This window comes from Streptomyces sp. NBC_01341 (assembly GCF_035946055.1).
In the GTDB taxonomy this organism is placed as follows: domain Bacteria; phylum Actinomycetota; class Actinomycetes; order Streptomycetales; family Streptomycetaceae; genus Streptomyces.
Genome location: NZ_CP108364.1, coordinates 6015874 through 6035506 on the forward strand (window position 1 = coordinate 6015874; position 19633 = coordinate 6035506).

Annotated in this window: 17 protein-coding genes; 9 read left to right on the forward strand and 8 right to left on the reverse strand. The window is 72.6% G+C overall.

Annotation, left to right across the window (positions count from 1 at the left end):
• Positions 1-7 precede the first annotated feature (7 nt).
• The 4 genes from OG206_RS26510 to OG206_RS26525 all read right to left on the reverse strand — a co-directional run bounded on the left by OG206_RS26510 (position 8) and on the right by OG206_RS26525 (position 3407).
• Positions 8-763, reverse strand: coding sequence for an anti-sigma factor (locus OG206_RS26510; RefSeq protein WP_327120352.1), 756 nt, complete (start codon positions 761-763; stop codon positions 8-10).
• Positions 760-1344 carry a sigma-70 family RNA polymerase sigma factor gene (locus OG206_RS26515; RefSeq protein WP_327120354.1) on the reverse strand — a complete coding sequence of 195 codons (585 nt, stop codon included), beginning with the start codon at positions 1342-1344 and terminating at the stop codon, positions 760-762. Before OG206_RS26515 ends, OG206_RS26510 begins: the two co-directional genes overlap by 4 nt.
• 246 nt (positions 1345-1590) lie before the next feature.
• Positions 1591-2433, reverse strand: coding sequence for a siderophore-interacting protein (locus tag OG206_RS26520; RefSeq protein WP_327122414.1), 843 nt, complete (start codon positions 2431-2433; stop codon positions 1591-1593).
• Between the two features lie 65 nt (positions 2434-2498).
• Entirely contained in the window at positions 2499-3407 is a 909-nt protein-coding gene (locus OG206_RS26525) for a 5'-3' exonuclease (protein ID WP_327122415.1), read from the reverse strand.
• Positions 3408-3705: 298 nt separating this feature from the next.
• Between OG206_RS26525 and OG206_RS26530 the strand changes: the two genes are divergently transcribed.
• The 3 genes from OG206_RS26530 to OG206_RS26540 all read left to right on the forward strand — a co-directional run bounded on the left by OG206_RS26530 (position 3706) and on the right by OG206_RS26540 (position 8178).
• Positions 3706-4818: a quaternary amine ABC transporter ATP-binding protein gene (locus tag OG206_RS26530; RefSeq protein WP_327120356.1), complete on the forward strand. Its 1113-nt coding sequence runs from the start codon at positions 3706-3708 to the stop codon at positions 4816-4818.
• The gene (locus OG206_RS26535; protein WP_327120358.1) at positions 4811-7435 is read left to right on the forward strand and encodes an ABC transporter permease/substrate binding protein; all 2625 of its coding nucleotides are present in this window, start codon (positions 4811-4813) and stop codon (positions 7433-7435) included. Before OG206_RS26530 ends, OG206_RS26535 begins: the two co-directional genes overlap by 8 nt.
• A 197-nt stretch (positions 7436-7632) precedes the next feature.
• Positions 7633-8178 carry a helix-turn-helix domain-containing protein gene (locus OG206_RS26540; protein ID WP_327120360.1) on the forward strand — a complete coding sequence of 182 codons (546 nt, stop codon included), beginning with the start codon at positions 7633-7635 and terminating at the stop codon, positions 8176-8178.
• Between the two features lie 117 nt (positions 8179-8295).
• Here the strand turns inward: OG206_RS26540 and OG206_RS26550 are convergent, their stop codons facing one another.
• Positions 8296-9480, reverse strand: a complete 1185-nt coding sequence (locus OG206_RS26550) for a TDT family transporter (protein ID WP_327120362.1) — start codon at positions 9478-9480, stop codon at positions 8296-8298.
• Between the two features lie 184 nt (positions 9481-9664).
• On the opposite strand from OG206_RS26550, the gene OG206_RS26555 reads away from it, so the two are divergent.
• The gene (locus OG206_RS26555; protein WP_327122416.1) at positions 9665-10549 is read left to right on the forward strand and encodes a LysR family transcriptional regulator; all 885 of its coding nucleotides are present in this window, start codon (positions 9665-9667) and stop codon (positions 10547-10549) included.
• Between the two features lie 53 nt (positions 10550-10602).
• On the opposite strand, the gene OG206_RS26560 is transcribed toward OG206_RS26555, so the two are convergent.
• The gene (locus OG206_RS26560) at positions 10603-11331 is read right to left on the reverse strand and encodes a gamma-glutamyl-gamma-aminobutyrate hydrolase family protein (protein WP_327120364.1); all 729 of its coding nucleotides are present in this window, start codon (positions 11329-11331) and stop codon (positions 10603-10605) included.
• A gap of 112 nt (positions 11332-11443) precedes the next feature.
• Positions 11444-12181, reverse strand: coding sequence for a FadR/GntR family transcriptional regulator (locus OG206_RS26565; protein ID WP_327120366.1), 738 nt, complete (start codon positions 12179-12181; stop codon positions 11444-11446).
• Between the two features lie 74 nt (positions 12182-12255).
• Here OG206_RS26565 and OG206_RS26570 point away from each other — a divergent pair, with 74 nt between their 5' ends.
• From OG206_RS26570 to OG206_RS26580, 3 genes are read left to right on the forward strand one after another with little or no spacing between them, the layout of a single operon-like run.
• Positions 12256-13617 (forward strand): glutamine synthetase family protein, encoded by a 1362-nt coding sequence (locus OG206_RS26570; protein WP_327120368.1) that lies wholly within the window; start codon positions 12256-12258, stop codon positions 13615-13617.
• A gap of 8 nt (positions 13618-13625) precedes the next feature.
• The gene (locus OG206_RS26575; RefSeq protein ID WP_327120370.1) at positions 13626-14990 is read left to right on the forward strand and encodes an aldehyde dehydrogenase family protein; all 1365 of its coding nucleotides are present in this window, start codon (positions 13626-13628) and stop codon (positions 14988-14990) included.
• Between the two features lie 6 nt (positions 14991-14996).
• Positions 14997-15785 (forward strand): 3-oxoacyl-ACP reductase, encoded by a 789-nt coding sequence (locus tag OG206_RS26580; RefSeq protein ID WP_327120372.1) that lies wholly within the window; start codon positions 14997-14999, stop codon positions 15783-15785.
• 67 nt (positions 15786-15852) lie between these two features.
• On the opposite strand, the gene OG206_RS26585 is transcribed toward OG206_RS26580, so the two are convergent.
• Positions 15853-17055, reverse strand: a complete 1203-nt coding sequence (locus OG206_RS26585) for an amino acid deaminase/aldolase (RefSeq protein WP_327120374.1) — start codon at positions 17053-17055, stop codon at positions 15853-15855.
• A 414-nt stretch (positions 17056-17469) separates the two neighbouring features.
• Between OG206_RS26585 and OG206_RS26590 the strand changes: the two genes are divergently transcribed.
• Both OG206_RS26590 and mycP read left to right on the forward strand, forming a co-directional pair.
• Positions 17470-18333, forward strand: coding sequence for a hypothetical protein (locus tag OG206_RS26590; protein ID WP_327122417.1), 864 nt, complete (start codon positions 17470-17472; stop codon positions 18331-18333).
• On the forward strand, positions 18330-19550 hold the full coding sequence (gene mycP / locus OG206_RS26595) for a type VII secretion-associated serine protease mycosin (protein WP_327120376.1): 1221 nt from the start codon (positions 18330-18332) through the stop codon (positions 19548-19550). Before OG206_RS26590 ends, mycP begins: the two co-directional genes overlap by 4 nt.
• Positions 19551-19633: the final 83 nt, after the last annotated feature.

Genomic DNA, 19633 nt, shown 5'->3' on the forward strand with positions numbered 1-19633 from the left:
GGACCCGTCAGGCGCTGCGGAACTCCATCAGGGCCACCGGCTGCGAGGTCGGCTCCTGCGAACCGCCCGCGGGCTCGACGGTGATACCCATGCCGGAGGCCTGGTCCACGGGGCCCTCCAGCAGCACCGTCTCGTCGGTGGCCGCCGGGTTCATGAGACCGGCCGAGCGCATGGTGCCGCCGTCGTTGAACCACAGCTGGTACACCTTGCCGCCGGGCGGCCGTGTCAGGTCCGATGCCAGGAACACCGCGCGGTTCACGCTTTTCGAGACCACCACCGCGCCCCGCGCCCCGTCCGCCAGGTCCGAGACGCTGGTCGAGGCGTCCGGCGCCGTCAGCACCTGAGCCACCTGCTCGTTGTGCTGCTGCGCCTGGGCCGCCTCCTGCCGGGCGTCCTGGGCGACCTGGTTCTGCCACACGGCGACTCCGCCGAACGCGGCAGCGGCGGCGACGCAGGCGGCCAGCGCATACGTCGTCCACCTGCCGGCCCGGCCGGCGGACGACCCGGCACGCGCCCCGCGCCCGGGGGAGGGCGGCTCCTGGCGCACGGTCGTGATCTCCCGCAGTACCCGCTCCTTCAGCGGGGGCGGCGGGACCGCGGACACCGCGAGCCCGAGCCGGGCGGCGGTGGCGGAGAACTCCCGTACCTCCTGGCTGCACGCCTCGCAGGCACCCAGGTGGCGTTCGAACGCGACCCGCTCGTCGTCCGGCAGCGCGTGCAGGGCGTAGGCCCCGGTCAGCGTGTGCAGCTCGGCGATGCTCATGCGTTCACCCCCAGGCAGTCGCGCAGCCGGATGAGTCCGTCGCGCAGTCGTGTCTTGATGGTTCCCAGCGGTACGGCCAGCAGTTCGCCCACCTCGCGGTATGTCAGACCCTGGTAGTAGGCCAGGGTCACGGACTGCCGCTGGAGCTCGGAGAGCGTCCGCAGACAGCGCCGCACCTGCTCCCGCTCGAGCCGGGTCTCGACCTGTTCGGACACCTCGTCGAACTCCGGCGTGCGGTCGAGCAGCGCGGCCTTGTGCTCCCGTGCTGCCGCGGCCTCGGCGGAGCGCACGCGGTCCACGGCCCGGTGATGGGCCAGCGTCAGCACCCAGTTCATGGCGCTTCCGCGGGACGGCTGGAAGCGGGGAGCGGTGCGCCAGACCTCGACGAGCACTTCCTGTGCCACCTCCTCCGACTGGGCCGGATCGCGGAGTACGCTCCGCACCAGGCCGAGAACCGGCCCGCTGACCTGGTCGTACACCCGGGTGAAGGCGTCCTGGTCACCCCGTGCGACCTGGACGAGCAGCTCCTGGAGGTCGGGCCCTGGCGAGGGGATCCCGCTGATGTGTACTGCTTCTTTCACGCGGACGTTCCTCCCGGAGCACGCATCGGTTTCCTAGGTGATTCGGAGCCGGCGGCCATGCGGATTGGTGGGCGACCCGATATCCTCGCACGCCCTCCCCTCGAACACGCACGCGTCAGCGGGACGCCCGGCGTCCGCTCGCACGCGCGGAGGACGGGCGCTCCGGTCGTGCTCTCCCCGTCACGGAAAGCGCGGAGCCCGGTCACCGTCGGGGACGGGCGACCGGGCTCCGGGCGTGCGGGTGCGTTACGCGGCGTTCTCCTGCTCGCGCTCCACCTGCTCGTTCCACTCGCGCTTGACCGCGCGCCAGGCGTCGTCGTTCTGGCCGAGCCGCCAGTAGCCCGAGATCGACAGTTGGGCGAGGGGTATGCCGCGCTCCACGCGCAGATGGCGCCGGATCTCCTTCACGAAGCCCGCCTCGCCGTGCACGAACGCCTGGACCTCGCCCTCGGGGAAGTCCAGCCCGGCCACCGCCGCGACCAGGCCCTCACCGACCGGACGTCCGCCGCGGTGCAGCCAGGCCAGCGAGACGCCGTCGGGAGCGTCGAGCTTCTGCTCCTCCGAGGCGTCCGACACCTCGACGAAGGCGTGGCCCCGCGCGCCCGCCGGCATCTGCTCCAGCGCGGCGGCGATCGCGGGCAGGGCGCTCTCGTCGCCCACCAGCAGGTGCCAGTCCGCCGACGCCTCGGGGACGTAGCCGCCGCCGGGGCCCAGGAAGGTCACCTGGTCGCCGGGCTGTGCCCGCGCCGCCCAGGGGCCGGCGAGGCCCTCGTCGCCGTGCACCACGAAGTCGACGGCGAGCTCGCGGGCTTCGGGGTCCCAGGAGCGCACCGTGTACGTCCGGGTGGTGGGCCACAGCTCGCGCGGGTGGTCCTCGCGGATCGCGGCCATGTCGAAGGGGTGGGTGTAGTCGGCGCCCTCGGGCGCGAAACACAGCTTGATGTAGTGGTCGGTGAAGCCCGCGAGGGCGAAACCGTCCAGCCCTTCGCCGCCGAGGACCACGCGCACCATGTGGGGGGTGATCCGCTCGGTGCGCAGGACCTGAGCCCCCTGCGCTGTCGGTGTCCGGCGTTGCGGCCGCTCTGCCACGAGGTTCTCCCTGCGTCTGGACATGCCTGAGGTCCGGTGGACTTAGGTTTACCTAAGCTACACCCTCATGCCTGGAGCGTGAGCAGGAGCCGCTGCAACGAGCCACCCAGACCCCAGCGGTTCGCGAGGTCCTCCAGCGCGGCGGGGTCGCGGGGCTCACGGGGGAGGGCCGCCTCGAACTCCGGCAGGGGTACGTCGCCGGCGACCCGGACGACCTTCGGGGCGACCGCCACGTAGTCCCGCGCCTCGTCCAGCCGCTTGCGCTGGGACGGCGTCAGCCGGGAGGCGGGGTCGTCCACCGCTGCCATGATCCCGGCCAGGTCGCCGTAGGCGTCCAGCAGCTTCGCCGCCGTCTTCTCGCCGATGCCGGGCACCCCCGGGAGGCCGTCGCTCGGGTCGCCGCGCAGCAGGGCCAGGTCGACGTATCCCGAGCCGTCCACGCCGTACTTGCCGCGCAGCCATGCCTCGTCCGTCACCTGGAGCGTCCCCACGCCCTTCAGCGGGTACAGGACCCGCACCCCGCGGGCGTCGTCGACCAGCTGGTACAGGTCGCGGTCCCCGGTCACGATGTCCACGGGACCGGCGGCCAGTCCGGTCAGGGTGCCGATCACGTCGTCCGCCTCGTACGGGGAGACGCCCACGCGGGCGATGCCGAGAGCGTCCAGCACGGCCTCGATCACCGGGACCTGCGGGGAGAGGGTGTCGGGGACCTCCTCCTCGTCCGGCACGCCTTCGGAGGTCTCCACGGCCACCCGGTGGGCCTTGTAGGTCGGAATCAGGTCGACCCGCCACTGCGGGCGCCAGTCGGCGTCCATGCAGGCGACCAGGTCGTCGGGCCGGTGGTCCTGCACGAGCCGGGCGATGAAGTCCAGCAGGCCGCGCACGGCGTTCACCGGGGTGCCGTCCGGTGCGCGCACCGAGTCCGGGACGCCGAAGTAGGCGCGGAAGTACAGGGAAGCGGTGTCGAGGAGCATCAGGCGTCGCGTCACACCCCGATGATGCCGCACCCCACCGACAGGGCCGGGCGCGGCAGGCGCGTGAGCCCCGGACCGGAAGCGGCCCGCGGTCGCGCGGTTCCCGGGACGGCAGGCGCTTCGGGTGACCTGAATCACACATGTGTTTGGGTCGCGTAAGTGCGGGCAGGCGCGGCACCGGAGCGGACCACGTCCATTTTTCGACGATTGGCTCGTGCCCTGCGGACCGAATCCGCACCGCTCCACGGTCTGCCGACGGGGGTGGCAGACCGTTTTCGGTTCAACGCGTGAGGTGTATGTGTCAAGGCTGCAAGCCGAGCACTTGTACAAAGTGTTCGGCAGACGACCCGATCAAGCCGTGCAGAAGCTCGAGGGCGGCGCCCACCGCGACGAGTTGCGCGCCGACGGAACGACCGCAGCGGTGATCGACGCCTCGTTCACCGTGGAACCGGGACACATCTTCGTCGTCATGGGACTCTCCGGATCCGGGAAGTCCACGCTGCTGAGGATGCTGAACGGGCTCCTGGAGCCGACGGCCGGCCGAGTGCTGTTCGACGGACAGGACCTCACCGCCCTGAGCCCCCGCGAGCTGCGCGGCGTACGTTCCAGCAAGATCAGCATGGTCTTCCAGCACTTCGCGCTCTTCCCCCACCGGAGCGTCCTCGAGAACGCCGCCTACGGCCTGGAGGTCCAGGGCGTGGCGCGCGCCGAACGGGAGGAGCGGGCCGCCCAGGCACTGGAGCTGACCGGCCTCGCGGGCTGGGAGAAGTCCTGGCCGGACGAGCTCTCCGGCGGTATGCAGCAGCGCGTGGGCCTGGCCCGCGCGCTCGCCACCGACGCCGACCTGCTGCTGATGGACGAGTCCTTCAGCGCCCTCGACCCGCTGATCCGCCGCGACATGCAGGACCAGCTCCTGGAGCTGCAGAAGCGGCTGAAGAAGACGATCGTCTTCATCACCCACGACCTCAACGAGGCCATGCGCCTCGGCGACCGCATCGCCGTGATGCGAGACGGCGAGATCGTCCAGCAGGGCACCGCCGAGGACATCCTCGTCCGGCCCGCGAACGACTACGTCGCCTCGTTCATCCAGGACGTGGACCGCTCCCGGGTCCTCACCGCCGGTTCGATCATGGAGGCGCCCGGAGCGGGCGTCTCCCACGCGGACCTGCTGGCCGAGGCGCCGGCGACCGTCGCTTCGGACACCCCCGTCGCGGAACTCTTCGCTCCCTGCTCGACCAGTGGTGCGGACGTCGCCGTCACCGACGCGGAGGGCGGCGTCATAGGTGTCGTCCCGCGTGAGCGGCTGCTCGCGGCGCTCGGCGAGGATCCCAGGGTCGAGCCGCAGGCCGAGACCCGGGTTCCGGCCGCCCGGCCCGAGGCCACGGAGGAGAAGGTGATCGCCGGTGCCTAGGATCTCCTTCGGTTCGTGGGTCGAGGACGCGGTCGACTGGCTCCAGTCGAACCTCACCTGGTTCTTCGACGCCATCAAGGCCGTGCTCGGCGGGATGTACGACGGCGTGAACGCCGTGCTGGGCGGCGGCGAACCGCTGCTGATGGCCGCCATCTTCGCCGTCATCGCCTTCTGGCTGCGCGGTGTGATCCCCGCCGTGCTCACGTTCGTGGGCTTCGCGTTCATCGATTCCCTCGCCCTCTGGGACGAGGCGATGGACACGCTGTCACTGGTCGTCGTGGCCGCCGTCATCACGATCGTGATCGCGGTGCCCACCGGCATCTGGGCCGCGCGCAACAGCAGGGTCGGCGCCGCGCTGCGGCCGGTGCTGGACGTCATGCAGACGATGCCCGCCTTCGTCTACCTGATCCCCGGCGTCATGTTCTTCGGCGTGGGCGTCACCCCCGGTGTCATCGCCACGATCGTCTTCGCGATGCCGCCCGGCGTCCGGATGACCGAGCTCGGCATCCGCCAGGTCGACGGCGAGCTGGTCGAGGCCGCCGAGGCCTTCGGCACCAGGCCCAACCACACCCTCACCCGGGTGCAGCTGCCGCTCGCCCTGCCGACGATCATGGCCGGAATCAACCAGGTCATCATGCTGGCCCTGTCGATGGTCGTCATCGGCGGCATGGCCGGCGCCGGCGGCCTCGGCGAGAAGGTGTACGCGGCGATCACCCAGCTCCAGGTCGGCCTCGCCGCCGAGAGCGGCATCGCCGTCGTCATCCTCGCCATGTACCTGGACCGGATGACCGGCGCGCTCAACGAGCGGGTCTCCCCGCTCGGCCGCCGTGCCGCCGCCAAGGTCGCCGCCGGTGCCCGGAAGCTGAAGTTCACGCACTACAAGCCGGGTACCGCCATCGCGATGACCGGTGTCGTCGTCCTCGCGCTCGTCGCGGGCGGCCTCAACATCGCGGGGTCCTCGGACTCGGGCGCCTCGCAGGCCGGCGGAAGCACCGACGTCGGCAAGGGCCAGAAGATCAACATGGGGTACATCCCCTGGGACGAGGGCATCGCCTCCACGTTCCTGTGGAAGGAGATCCTGGAACAGCGCGGCTTCGAGACCGGGATGACCCAGCTCGACGCAGGGCCGCTGTACTCCGGTGTCGCCCGCGGCGACATCGACTTCCAGACGGACTCCTGGCTGCCGACCACGCACAAGGACTACTGGGACAAGTACAGCGACCAGCTGGACGACCTCGGTTCCTGGTACGGGCCCACCTCGCTGGAGCTGACGGTTCCCTCGTACGTCAAGGGCATCGACTCCCTCGAGGACCTCAAGGGTCAGGGCAAGAAGTTCGACGGCAAGATCATCGGCATCGAGTCGAGCGCCGGGATGATGGGCACCCTGAACAAGAAGGTGCTCAAGGCGTACGGCCTGGAGGGCGAGTACAAGGTCGTCTCCTCCAGCACCTCATCGATGCTGGCCGAGCTCAACGCCTCCATCAAGAAGAAGGAGCCGGTCGTGGTGACCCTGTGGTCGCCGCACTGGGCCTACGGCAAGCACGACCTGAAGAAGCTCAAGGACCCGAAGGGTGCCTGGGGCAAGGGCGAAGAGGTCCACACGGTCGCGCACAAGGGCTTCGCGAAGAAGTCGCCCGCCGTCGCCAAGTGGCTCAAGGACTTCAAGCTCACCGAGAAGCAGCTCACGAGCCTCGAGAACGAGATCCAGAACGCCGGTCAGGGCCAGGAGCAGGACGGCGTCCGCACCTGGCTGAAGAAGAACCCCGGTCTCGTCGACAAGCTGGCGCCGGTGCCGGGCGGCGGCTCGCAGCGGGGCAAGGACGCGGGCAAGACCGTCAACATGGGGTACTTCCCGTGGGACGAGGCCATCGCCTCCACCTACCTCTGGCAGAACATGCTGGAGGACCGGGGATACAGGACGACGGTCAAGCAGCTCGACCCGGGTCCGCTGTACACGGGTCTCGCGCAGGGTCAGCTGGACGTCCAGTTCGACTCCTGGCTCCCGACGACGCACAAGGACTACTGGGACCGGTACAAGGACAACCTCTCGGACCTCGGTTCCTGGTACGGCCCGACGTCGCTGGAGCTCTCGGTCCCCTCGTACGTCAAGGGCATCGACTCGCTCGAGGACCTCAAGGGCCAGGGCAAGAAGTTCAACGGCAAGATCATCGGCATCGAGTCGAGCGCCGGGATGATGGGCACCCTGAACAAGAAGGTGCTCAAGGCGTACGGCCTCGAAGGTGAGTACAAGGTCGTCTCCTCCAGCACGTCGTCGATGCTCGCCGAGCTGAACCGGTCGATCAAGAAGAAGGAGCCGGTCGTGGTGACCCTGTGGTCGCCGCACTGGGCCTACGGCAAGCACGACCTGAAGAAGCTCAAGGACCCGAAGGGTGCCTGGGGCAAGGGCGAGCAGATCCACACGGTCGCCAAGAAGGACTTCGCGAAGGACTTCCCGGAGCTGACCGGGTGGCTGAAGGACTTCAAGCTCAGCGAGGACCAGCTGGCCTCGCTCGAGGTGGAGCTCCAGAAGGGCGGCGCCGGCAAGGAGAAGGAGTCGGCCCGCCGCTGGATGGACGCCAACCCGGACGTCGTGGCGAAGCTGGCGCCCGTCAGCTGACGCTCCCGGTCCACGGCAGGCCATGACGAAGGGGACGGCCCGGGTAGCGAACCCGGGCCGTCCCCTTCAGGCTTGTCGGAGGGAGTCCCCGAAGGTTTCCCGTCCGCCCGGGTTCGCCGGCTTCGCCTCCGTCACGCGAACGACATGCGTAGGGTGCTGGCAACCGGGAGGATGGTGAACCGGGGAGGGAGCCGGACATGGACGACAAGGAAGCCCTTCGAGTGGGTGCCGCGGTTCGCCGACGCCGCAGGACCCTCGGACTCACCCTGGCCGCGGTGGCCGGGCGCAGTGGCCTGTCCGTGCCGTTCCTCAGCCAGATCGAGAACGAGCGGGCCAGGCCCAGCCCCCGGTCGCTGGACCGGGTGGCGGAGGCGCTGGAGACCACGACCGAGCGGCTGAGGGCGGCGGCGGACTCGGCGCGCGCCGTGGACGTCGTGCGGGCGGACGACGAGGACGGTGTGCGGCGCCTGGTGCGCGGCCGCCATCAGCTCAGCGCCCTGGAGTTCATCGGCGAACACGACCTCGGCCGTGAGTTCCAGCACCGGAACGACGAGGTGATGTACGTCGTCGAGGGCGCCGTCGAGGTCGAGGCGGAGGGCAGGGCGCACCGGCTCGGCCGGGGCGACAGCCTCTTCCTCTCGGGCGGGGTGCGCCACCGCTGGCGGGCGACCGGCCCCGGTACCCGGCTGCTGGTCGTCTCGGTCGCCGAGCACATCGACGCGACGTACGACGCGCGGCGCTGACGGGCGCCTCCGGCGCCGAGCCGGGCGTGCTGCCCGGCGAGCCCGGCCGCTCCACGGCCGCGGACGGGCCCGAGGCCCTTCCCGGGCTCCGGGCGCTACGTGTCGACGGACGGCACCTCACGTGGTAGGGACCGTCGCCGGCGGAAGCGGCCGGGGCGCTGCGAGCAGCGCTCCGCTGAACAGTCCGCCCAGCGTGCGCGCGCCGGCGAAGGCCCAGGCGGTGACCAGCAGCGCGTAGAGCGCCACGGCCAGCCAGGTGAAGGCGGTCAGCCCGGTGTGCCGGGCCAGCCCCGCCGCGCCGGTGACGCAGGTGCCGACCGGGAACGTGAACCCCCACCACGTCATCGTGAACCCCATCCCGCGACGCATCGCCCGGACGGCCATCGCGCCGGACAGGGCGAGCCACAGCAGGGCGAAGCCCATCACCGGGACCCCGTACAGCACGGCGAACGCACCGAAGGCGGGGGCGTAGGGCGCCGCGATCGCCCCGGGCGCCACGTCGGCGAGCTGGTTGACGGCGGTCGTCGACTGTCCCAGAGGACCGAGCACGAGGAAGAGCGCGGGGGTCAGCGCGAGCGGCAGCGGGCCCTCGTGGACCAGCCGCGCGAAGACGAGCGGCAGGACCACGAGGGTCGCCAGCAGGGACAGCCCGAACATCGCGTAACAGGCCAGCAGGAGCGCCTCACGCCCCTGGCCGGGCGGCAGCTCGGGCACCAGCAGGGGGCCGACCGCCGCCGAGACCATGGGCGGCACCAGCGGCAGCAGCCACACCGGCGAGGCACTGCCCGGCCGGGGACGGTGGCGTACGACCATCAGGTACGGGATGACGACTGCGCCCGCCAGGCCCGCGACCGTGCCCGCCGTGAACAGCACGGTGTCCACGGCGACGGCGGCCGGGTGGCCGACGACGTCCCGCCCCACCGCGAGGGTCCCCGCGCCGACGGCGAGCAGCGCCATGGGCATGCAGCCGTAGAAGGGTGCCACCGCGGGGTCCAGGAGATGCGCCCTCGCCCGGTCCCGGTGGTGGATCCAGTGGCCGGCGCGTGCCGCGAGCACCGCGACGAGCAGCACCGCGGACCCGGCCCATACCACGACGCAGAGACCGCGCAGCCCCGGCACGTGGACGGGCAGCGCCGCGCCGGCCGTGGCGACGATCGCCGTGCCCATGACCGTCGCGTACCAGTTCGGGCCCAGGTGCCGCAGGGACGGGAGCCGCCGGGCGGTAGCGCCGGTGCCGGAGCCCGCGCCGGCGACGGTGACGGGCGGGGTGTGCGGCGTCCGGGTCCGCGAATAGATGGCCATGCCAACATTTTCGGCGGCCGGGGTGCGGGCCACCAGGGAGTCCGGACCTATGAGGTCATAAGCTGTATTTATGTCCGCCTCGGTCCCTCCCGCCGCCGCCCCGGTGCCTCCCGGCCACCCCCTTCCCCCGCCCGGGGCCGGTGCCGCACCCGGGCTGCGCCACCGGGTGCCCGACCTGGGCGCCATGGTCCTGCTGCTCGCGGTCGCCCGGCACGGCAGCCTCGGCGGCGCCGCGCGGGAGGTGGGGATCACCCAGCCCGCGGCGTCGAGCCGCATCCGGTCCATGGAACGGCAGCTGGGCGTCGCGCTCCTGGACCGCTCACCCCGCGGCTCCCGGCTGACCGACGCCGGCGCCCTCGTCACCGACTGGGCGCGCCGGGTCGTCGAGGCGGCCGAGGCCTTCGACGCGGGCGCGCAGGCGTTGCGCGACCGGCGGGACTCCCGGCTCCGGGTCGCCGCCAGCATGACCATCGCGGAGTACCTGATGCCGGGGTGGCTGATCGCCCTGCGGGCCGGGCGCCCCGACACGGCTGTGTCCCTGCTCGCCGGGAACTCCGCCGCCGTGGCGCAACGACTCCTCGCGGGCGAGGCCGACCTCGGCTTCGTCGAGGGCCTGTCCGTACCGGAGGGGCTCGACGGAACCGTCATCGCGCACGACCGCCTCGTCGTCGTGGTCGCCCCGCCGCACCCCTGGGCCCGCCGGCGCACGCAGCTGAGTCCCCGGGAGCTCGCGGCGACCCCGCTGATCCTGCGCGAACCCGGTTCGGGAACCCGGCAGGTGCTGCACGCCGCGCTCGCCGTGCACGGCGGCCTGGCGCGCCCCCTGCTGGAGCTCTCCTCCACCACCGCGGTCAAGGGGGCCGCCGAGAGCGGGGCCGGCCCGTGCGTGCTGAGCGAACTCGCGCTCGACGAGGAGCTCGCGGCCAGGCGCCTGGTCGAGATCCCCGTCGCGGGGGTCCGGCTGCGCCGACAGCTGCGCGCGGTCTGGCCCGCGGGGCACCGGCCCACCGGTCCGGCCCGGGACCTGCTCTCCCTGACCGCGCATCCCTCGGGACCCGCGCGCGGCTGAACCGGTGCTGCGGAGCGCGGGACACCGGCCCGCGCGGGTGACCGGCGGGTGCGTCAGGCCCGTTCCGCCACGGGCCGCGCCGCTCCCGAAGCAGCACGGGCCGCCTCCACCAGGGCCCGCATGATGCGCAGGTCGTCGCCCATCTCCGGGTGCCACTGAACGCCGAGCACCCACTGGTCGCCCGGCAGTTCGACCGCCTCCACCGTGCCGTCCGCCGCGTGGGCGCACACCACCAGGCCCGGCGCCAGCCGGTCCACGGCCTGGTGGTGGTACGTCGGTACGGACGCCTCCTCGGGGACCAGCGAGGCGTACAGCGTCCCGGGCACCGGCGTCACCGTGTGCTCGCCGAGGACCCCCGCCTTGCCGAACGGGCCCGCGTGGCCGTCCAGATGCTGGGTCAGCGTGCCGCCCAGGGCGACGTTCAGCAGCTGCATGCCCCGGCAGATGCCCAGCACCGGAGTGCCCGCCGCCCTCGCCGCGCGGAGCAGGGCGACCTCCCAGGAATCGCGCTCGTGGGCGGGCGGGCCCGTCCTGAAGTCGCGTTCAGCTCCGTACAGCCCGGGGTCGACGTCCGCCCCGCCCGCGATGACCAGTCCGTCCAGCCGGGCCACGACATCCGCGGCGCGCTCCGCGGCGTCCGGCGGCAGCAGCGCGGCCAGGCCGCCGGAGCGCTGCACCAGCCGCGGATACGCCGAGGGGAGTACCGCGGCCGGTAGTTCCCAGACGCCCCAGCGAGCCGCCGGCTCCAGATAGGTCGTCACGCCGATGAGCGGTTCGTGCATGGTGCGGTCCCTCCGGCGGCCGGCCTGCGGGCCGGCCCGGTGCAATGGTGTCGCGACATACCTTTGTTCGTAGCGGGCCGCGGCGCAAGAGCGGTGATCCGGAAGAGCGGGATCAAGCCAGAAAGCCCCTGAGCAGCGCGGCCGTCCCGGCGCAGTGCTCCCGCGTCACGGCGCGGGCCGCCTCCTCGTCGCCGTCGAGCACCGCCCCGACGAGAGCCGTGTGCTGGGCTTGCGAATGCTCCAGGTTCCGCACGAGCAGGGGGATGCAGTCCAGCAGGTCGTTGACGGTCGCCCGGACCGCCGCGTACCGGGCGGCGAGCGACGGGGAGCCCGAGAGCTCGGCCAGCGTCAGATGGAAGAGGGTGTCGAGTCTGCGGTAGTCGGGCAGAGGTGCCTCGTGTGTCGCCGCCAGAGCCGTACGCAGCCGGTCCGCCCCCGCGTCGTCGAGCCCGCGCGACGCGCACAGCCCGGCCGCGCCCGTCTCCAGCACCTCGCGGAAGAGCAGCACGTCCTCGATGTCGGTGTCCGCCACCCTGCGGCGCAGTTCGCCCCCGTCGGCGCCGCCCGCCCGGGGCAGCACGAACGTACCGCCGTACCTGCCGCGCCTGGCCTCCACCAGCCCCTGGTCCTGGAGGACCTTCAGCACGTCGCGCAGGGTGACGCGGCTGACGCCGAGCAGACCGGCCAGTTCGCGCTCGGCGGGCAGCCGTCCGCCTGCGGGGATCAGGCCGAGCCGGACCACCTGGAGTATCCGCTCCAGCGCCTCCTCGAAGCCGTTGCCCGCCCGCACCGGCCCGAGCGCCGGCAGCAGCCGCTCGGGCTGCCCGGCTTCCCCGCTCTCTTCCGCCACGTCACGATCCCCTTCCCCCCAATGGTTTTCTCCCATACCTTAAGCCTTCCGGCTGGCCGACCGAGGAGTATCCCGTGGCAGACCGAACACCCCCGCTCCAGGTCGAGGAGCTCCGTGGGCTCGTCGCGAGCGGTGAGATCGACACCGTCGTCCTCGCCTTCCCCGACATGCAGGGCAGATTGCAGGGGAAGCGGTTCGCGGCGACGTTCTTCCTGGACGAGGTGCTCGAACACGGCACGGAGGGCTGCAACTACCTGCTCGCCGTCGATACGGACATGAACACCGTCGACGGCTTCGCGATGTCCTCCTGGTCCAACGGCTACGGCGACTTCGCGATGCGCCCGGACCTCGCCACCCTGCGCCGCGTCCCCTGGCACGACGGCACGGCGCTGGTGCTGGCCGACCTCTCCTGGGAGGACGGGACACCCGTAGCCGCCGCGCCCCGCCAGATCCTCCGGCGGCAGCTGGAACGGCTCGCCGGGCACGGACTCACCGCCCACGTCGGCACCGAGCTCGAGTTCATCGTCTTCAAGGACACCTACGAGCAGGCGTGGGACCGCGACTACCGCGGTCTGACACCGGCCAACCAGTACAACATCGACTACTCCGTCCTCGGCACCGGCCGCATCGAGCCGCTGCTGCGCCGCATCCGCAACGAGATGGCGGCCGCCGGGCTGACCGTCGAGTCCGCTAAGGGCGAGTGCAACCCCGGCCAGCACGAGATCGTCTTCCGCTACGACGAGGCCCTCGTCACCTGCGACCAGCACGCCGTCTACAAGACCGGGTCCAAGGAGATCGCCGCGCAGGAGGGCGTCTCGCTCACCTTCATGGCCAAGTTCAACGAGCGCGAGGGCAACTCCTGCCACATCCACCTCTCCCTCCAGGACGCCGGCGGGCACAGCGTCATGGCGGGCGACGACGGGACGATGTCCCCCGTGATGCGCCACTTCCTCGCGGGCCAGCTCGCCGCCCTGCGCGACTTCTCCCTGCTGTACGCCCCGAACATCAACTCCTACAAGCGGTTCCAGCCAGGCTCGTTCGCCCCGACCGCCGTCGCATGGGGCCACGACAACCGCACCTGCGCCCTGCGCGTCGTCGGACACGGCCGATCCCTGCGTTTCGAGAACCGGCTGCCCGGCGGCGACGTCAACCCCTACCTCGCCGTCGCCGGACTCGTCGCGGCCGGACTCCACGGCATCGAGAACGCGCTCGAACTCCCCGATGCCTGCGAGGGCAACGCCTACACCGCCGGATACGACCAGGTCCCCACCACGCTCCGCGATGCCGCCGGCCTCTGGGAGACCAGCGAGGTCGCCAGGGAGGCCTTCGGCGACGAGACCGTCGCGCACTACCGCAACATGGCGCGCGTCGAACTGGAGGCGTTCGACGCCGCGGTCACCGACTGGGAACTCCGCCGCTCCTTCGAACGCCTGTGAGGAACCCCTTGACCCACGAGCACCGCGTCCTCGACCCCGCTACCGAGCAGCTCGTCGCCACCGTCCCGGCCACCACCGCCGCCGAGGTCGGCACCGCCGTCACCCGCGCCGCCGCCGCCCAGCGGACCTGGGCCGCGCTGGCCCCCGCCGACCGGGCACGCCTGCTGCGCCGCTTCGCCGTGCTCGTCGACGAGCACACCGAACAACTGGCCCGGCTGGAGGTCACCGAGGCCGGCCACACCCTGGGCAACGCCCGGTGGGAGGCCGCGAACGTCCGGGACCTGCTCGACTACGCGGCCGGAGGAGTGGAGCGCCTGACCGGACGCCAGATCCCCGTGCCGGGCGGGATCGACCTCACCTTCCTCGAACCGCTCGGCGTCGTCGGCGTGATCGCCCCGTGGAACTTCCCGATGCCGATCGCCGCGTGGGGCGCTGCCCCGGCCCTCGCGGCCGGAAACGCCGTACTCCTCAAACCGGCCGAGACCACCCCGCTCACGGCTCTGCACCTGGCCGGGCTGGCTCTCGACGCGGGGCTGCCCGAGCACCTCTTCCAGGTGCTGCCCGGCGCCGGGGACGTGGCGGGCAATGCCCTGGTCGAGCATTCCGGCGTCGCCAAGATCGTCTTCACCGGTTCGACCCGCGTCGGCAAGCAGGTCATGGCCAGGTGCGCGGAACGGGTGAAACGGGTGACGCTCGAACTCGGCGGCAAGAGTCCCAACATCGTCTTCGCCGACGCCGACATCGAGGCCGCGGCGGCCTCCGCGCCCATGTCTTTCCTGGACAACGCCGGTCAGGACTGCTGCGCCCGGTCCCGCATCCTGGTCCAGCGTTCCGTGTACGACCGCTTCCTCGAACTCCTCCTGCCCGCGGTCGCCGCCGTGGTCGTCGGGGACCCCTCGGACGAGAAGACCCAGATGGGCCCGCTGATCTCCCGGACCCAGCTGGAACGCGTCCGCGCACTCGTGCCCGAGGACGCGGACGGCATCCGGGGCAGCGCACCCACCGGCCCCGGGTTCTGGTTCCCGCCGACCGTGCTCACCGGCGTCGCCCCCGACGCGCCCGTCGCCACCCAGGAGGTCTTCGGGCCGGTCGCCGTCGTGCTGCCCTTCGACGACGAGGCCGACGCCGTCCGGCTGGCCAACGCCACCGATTACGGCCTGGCCGGATCGGTCTGGACCCGTGACGTGGGCCGGGCGCTGCGCGTCACCCGGGCGGTCCGCGCCGGCAACCTGTCCGTCAACTCCCACTCCGCCGTCCGCTACTGGACTCCCTTCGGCGGGTACGAACAGTCCGGACTCGGCCGTGAACTGGGGCCCGACGCCCTCGCGGCCTTCACCGAAACCAAGAACGTCTTCATCGGCACGGAGGCCTGAACACGCATGAGCACCGACACCGGGTACATCTGCCGACGTCTCACCGGCCGCACCGCCGTCATCACCGGGGCGGGCAGCGGCATCGGCCTCGCCACCGCGCACCGGCTCGCCTCGGAAGGGGCCCACGTCGTCTGCGGCGACATCGACGAGAGTGCGGGCAGGGCCGTGGCCGAGGACGTCGGAGGCATCTTCGTCAAGGTCGACGTGACCGACCCCGGCCAGGTCGAGGCACTCTTCGCCGCTGCGCACGACACCTACGGCTCCGTCGACATCGCCTTCAACAACGCCGGCATCTCACCGCCCGACGACGACTCGATCCTCACGACCGGGCTGGAGGCATGGAAGCGTGTCCAGGACGTCAACCTCACCTCCGTCTACCTCTGCTGCAAGGCAGCTCTCCCGTACATGCGGCGCCAGGGCCGCGGCTCGATCATCAACACGGCGTCCTTCGTGGCCCGGATGGGCGCCGCCACCTCCCAGATCTCGTACACCGCGTCCAAGGGCGGCGTCCTCGCGCTGTCCCGGGAACTCGGGGTGCAGTTCGCCCGTGAGGGGATCCGGGTCAACGCCCTGTGCCCCGGCCCGGTCAACACCCCCCTGCTCCAGGAACTGTTCGCCACGGACCCGGAGCGGGCGGCGCGCCGGCTCGTGCACATCCCCCTGGGCCGGTTCGCCGAGGCGAAGGAGATCGCGGCCGCCGTCGCCTTCCTGGCGAGTGACGACTCCTCGTTCGTCAACGCCAGCGACTTCCTCGTCGACGGCGGCATCTCGGGGGCGTACGTGACCCCGCTGTAGGAGGCCCGGGGCCGTTCGGACACCCGGACACGGGGTCCGGCGGCCCCTGCCCCGGGGCCGGGGCGGTTCAGAGGAACGTGAGGCCCTCACCGCGGTACGTCGGCACGGTCGCGGTGATCCGGTCTCCCTCGATCAGCCGCAACTCCGCGAAGCGCTCGCACAGTTCGCCCGCCTTGGCGTGCCGGAACCACACCTTGTCCCCGATGAGCAGATCGTCCGCGGGAGCGCCGAGCAGGGGCGTCTGCACCTCTCCGGCGCCCTCCTGCGGGTCGTAGCGCAGTCCCTCCGGCAGATACGGCACCGGCAGCCGGTCCCGGCCCGGCGCACCCGACGCCGGGTAGCCGCCGCCGAGCACGGTCACCACACCCACCCCCGGCCGCCGCACCACCGGCAGGGCGAACAGGGCGGCCGGACGGCCCGTGAACGACGTGTAGTTGTCGAAGAGCCGGGGCACGTAGAGGCCTGACCCGGCGGCGATCTCGGTCACCGCCGCCTCGGCCGCGGTGTGCTGCACGCTCCCCGTGCCACCGCCGTTCACGAACTCCAGGTCCGGCGTGACCGCCCGGACCGCCCGCACGACCTCCGCGCGCCGGGCCGCCAGCTCCTTCCGCGCCGCCGCCTGCATCAGCCTGACCGCACGCGAGCGCAGGGGCCGGCCGGCCACCGAGTCGCCGACACCGGCGACATGGCCCTCGTACGCCATCAGACCGACCAGCCGGAAACCGGGCCTGCGCGCCACCGAGCGTGCCAGGTCGGCCAGTTGGCCGGGGGAGCGGAGCGGGGAGCGCAGCGCGCCGATCCTGACGCGGCCGCCGAGCAGCCGCAGCGACGTGTCCAGTTCCAGGCAGACCCGGATCTCCTCGGTGCCCCCTGCCCGCGCCGAGTCGATCAGCTCCAGCTGCGCCTGACCGTCGACCATCACCGTCACGGCGGCCGCGAGCTTGGGATCGGCCGCGAGTTCCGCGTAGGCGGCCCGGTCGGCGGACGGATAGGCCAGCAGTACGTCGTCGAACCCCGCCCGTGCCAGCCACAGCGACTCGGCCAGGGTGAACGACATGACGCCGGCGAACCCAGGACGTGCGAGCACCCGCTCCAGCAGCGCGCGACAGCGCACCGACTTGCTCGCCACCCGGACGGGCTTCCCGCCGGCCCGGCGCACCAGGTCGTCGGCGTTGGCGTCGAAAGCATCTAGATCGACGACGGCCAGGGGCGCGTCGAGATGGGCGGTGGCCCGGTCGTAGCGGCCCCGGTCAGCCGTGCGGACAGTCATGGCCGCAGCTTGCCAGACCGTCGTACCCGTGGGTAGGGGACGTTAGGTGCAGATCCCCCCGGAGCCTGCTTCCCGTGCCCACCGGGCGCCGACCACCCCGTAGAGTGACCGTCACGCGACGGACGGACGGGCCCGTGCCCGACGGTGGTCCGTGCGGTACGGGGACGCGGACCAGGGGGACGGATGAGTACCGAAGCGCAGCGCGCTCCCGTGCCGCCCCGCCCGTCCTCCCCGCCCTCCGTACCGGGCCCGCCGCCCCCGCGCACCGAGCCCGCACCGCCCCGGCCGCGCGCGGAACCGGAACCGCCCGGCCCGCGCACCGAGCCCGGCCCCGCGGAGACCACCACCCGGCTGCAGGCCGTGCCGCCCGCACCCGTGCCCCCTCCCGTCACCCGGCGCCGGCCCGTCGGAGCGGTGGACCTCACCCCGCGCCCGGGTGCCGCCCCCGCCCCGCCCGGGGCCTATCACGCGTACGCGGAGACTCCCGCCGAGACCACCACGCGACTGCGCCCCGTCAAGTCGGGAAGCCCTGCCAGGACCGTCCTCGCCGCGGTCTGCGCGGTGCTCGGCCTCGGGCTCGTCGGGGGCGCCGTCACGGGGAGCTGGCTCACCGGAGACTCCGCGGCAGAAGCCGGCGCCGACGACGCGTACGCGGCGGGCCGCTCCGCCTGGCACAGCGTGCCCGTCGACACCCTCTTCCCGCGCACCCTGAAGGGCGACGGCGCCGGTCCCGGGGCCACCGACCGGGTCTGGACCCGGATCGGGGTCGCCGGTGACGCCGGATGCGCGGCGGGGCTCGACCCGCTGCTGCTGCGGACGCTCGGCCCGGTCGGCTGCGAGCGCCTGGTGCGCGCGACCTACACCGACGCCACCCGCAGCAGCGTCACGACCGTCGGCCTGGTCTTCACCGAGGCCGACGCCACCTCGATGAGCGCGCTCGCCAGACGGTTCGACACGCAGAAGCTCGGTGACCGCGCCGACCTGATGCCCCGTACCCACCCCGTCCCGGGCACCGCCGCCGCGGGCTTCGGCGACCAACAGCGCGCCAGCTGGACGGTCCACGTCCTGACCGAGGTGCCCGTCGTCGTGTTCTCTGTCTCCGGCTTCGCCGACGGCCGTACCGTCGCCGAGCCGCAGTCCGCCGCCGGAGCCATGGCCGCCGGTGCCGCCACGGTCCCCGCCCAGGCCGGGCTCGGGCACGAGGCGAAGGGCGTCGCCGACCGGATCGAGCGCGCCCTGCGCAGGACCGTCGCCACGCTCACGGAGAAGCCGCGGTGACCCGCCCCCCCGGGCGCCGGGCGCTCGTCGCGGCGGCCACGGCCGCCGCCTTCGCGGTCCTGCCCGCCGTGCCCGCACGGGCGGACGCGATCCGGGACCAGCAGTGGGGCCTGGAGGCCCTGCACACCGGCCGGGCCTGGCAGACCACCCAGGGCGAGGGCATCACCGTCGCCGTCCTGGACACCGGGGTCGACGACCAGCACCCCGACCTTGCCGGGCAGGTGCTGCCCGGCAAGGACTTCATAGGCTTCGGGGCCGGCCGCGGCGACAGCTCGTGGGCCCTGCACGGCACGGCGATGGCGGGCATCATCGCGGGCCGGGGGAACGGACCCGGACGGGGGGACGGCGTCCTCGGCGTAGCACCCGGGGCGAAGATCCTGCCGGTGCGGGTGATCCTCGAATCCAACGACCCGTCGCGCACGAAGGCCCGCGAGTCACGCGGCACCGCACTCGCCGAGGGCATCCGCTGGGCCACCGACCACGGCGCCGACGTCATCAACCTCTCCCTCGGCGACGACAGCAAGTCCGCCCACCCCGAGCCCGGCGAGGACGCCGCCGTGCAGTACGCCCTCGGCAAGGGAGTGGCCGTCGTCGCCTCCGCGGGCAACAGCGGCGAAAAGGGCGACAGGGTCTCCTATCCCGCCGCCTACCCCGGTGTGATCGCGGCTGCCGCCGTGGACAAGTACGGCACACACGCCGCCTTCTCCACCCGTCGCTGGTACGCGACCGTCAGCGCCCCGGGTGTCGACATCGTCGTCGCCAACCCCGACCGGCACTACTACATCGAGTGGGGCACCTCGGCCGCGTCGGCCTTCGTCTCCGGCGCCGTCGCGCTCGTGCGTGCCGCGCACCCGGGCCTCTCACCCGCCCAGATCAAGACCCTGCTCGCGGACACCGCCCGCAACTCACCCACCGGCGGGCGTGACGACGCCCGCGGTCACGGCCTGGTCGACCCCGCCGCCGCGATCGAGGAGGGTGCGAAGACGCGTCCCGACGATCTGAAGGCCCGGTCAGCCGAAGCCGGTTACGGCAAGCGGTACTTCGGCACAGGCCCCACCCCCGAGCGTCAGGACGAGGACCGGGCCGGCTGGCTCGCGCCCACGGCCGGCGGTCTCGGAGCCGTACTCCTCGCCCTGGCCGTCGTGCTGTGGCGGGGCAGGAACACCTCCGGCCGCCGGAACACGGGTTACGCCCCCGGAGTCGGCGGGCCCCGCTGACGGACACCGGGCGCCGCGGGTGGACGGGCTGCGTACCCGGGCCGCCGTTCCGCGAGCCCGGTCGGGGGTCGCGCCGGAAGCCC

What these genes read in the sequence shown, in the direction of transcription:
- OG206_RS26510 (WP_327120352.1), bottom strand. Translation starts at nt 763, where the DNA reads ATGAGCATCGCCGAGCTGCACACGCTGACCGGGGCCTACGCCCTGCAC.
- OG206_RS26525 (WP_327122415.1), bottom strand. Translation starts at nt 3,407, where the DNA reads ATGCTCCTCGACACCGCTTCCCTGTACTTCCGCGCCTACTTCGGCGTC.
- OG206_RS26540 (WP_327120360.1), top strand. Translation starts at nt 7,633, where the DNA reads ATGGACGACAAGGAAGCCCTTCGAGTGGGTGCCGCGGTTCGCCGACGC.
- OG206_RS26550 (WP_327120362.1), bottom strand. Translation starts at nt 9,480, where the DNA reads ATGGCCATCTATTCGCGGACCCGGACGCCGCACACCCCGCCCGTCACC.
- OG206_RS26555 (WP_327122416.1), top strand. Translation starts at nt 9,665, where the DNA reads ATGGTCCTGCTGCTCGCGGTCGCCCGGCACGGCAGCCTCGGCGGCGCC.
- OG206_RS26560 (WP_327120364.1), bottom strand. Translation starts at nt 11,331, where the DNA reads ATGCACGAACCGCTCATCGGCGTGACGACCTATCTGGAGCCGGCGGCT.
- OG206_RS26580 (WP_327120372.1), top strand. Translation starts at nt 14,997, where the DNA reads ATGAGCACCGACACCGGGTACATCTGCCGACGTCTCACCGGCCGCACC.
- OG206_RS26585 (WP_327120374.1), bottom strand. Translation starts at nt 17,055, where the DNA reads ATGACTGTCCGCACGGCTGACCGGGGCCGCTACGACCGGGCCACCGCC.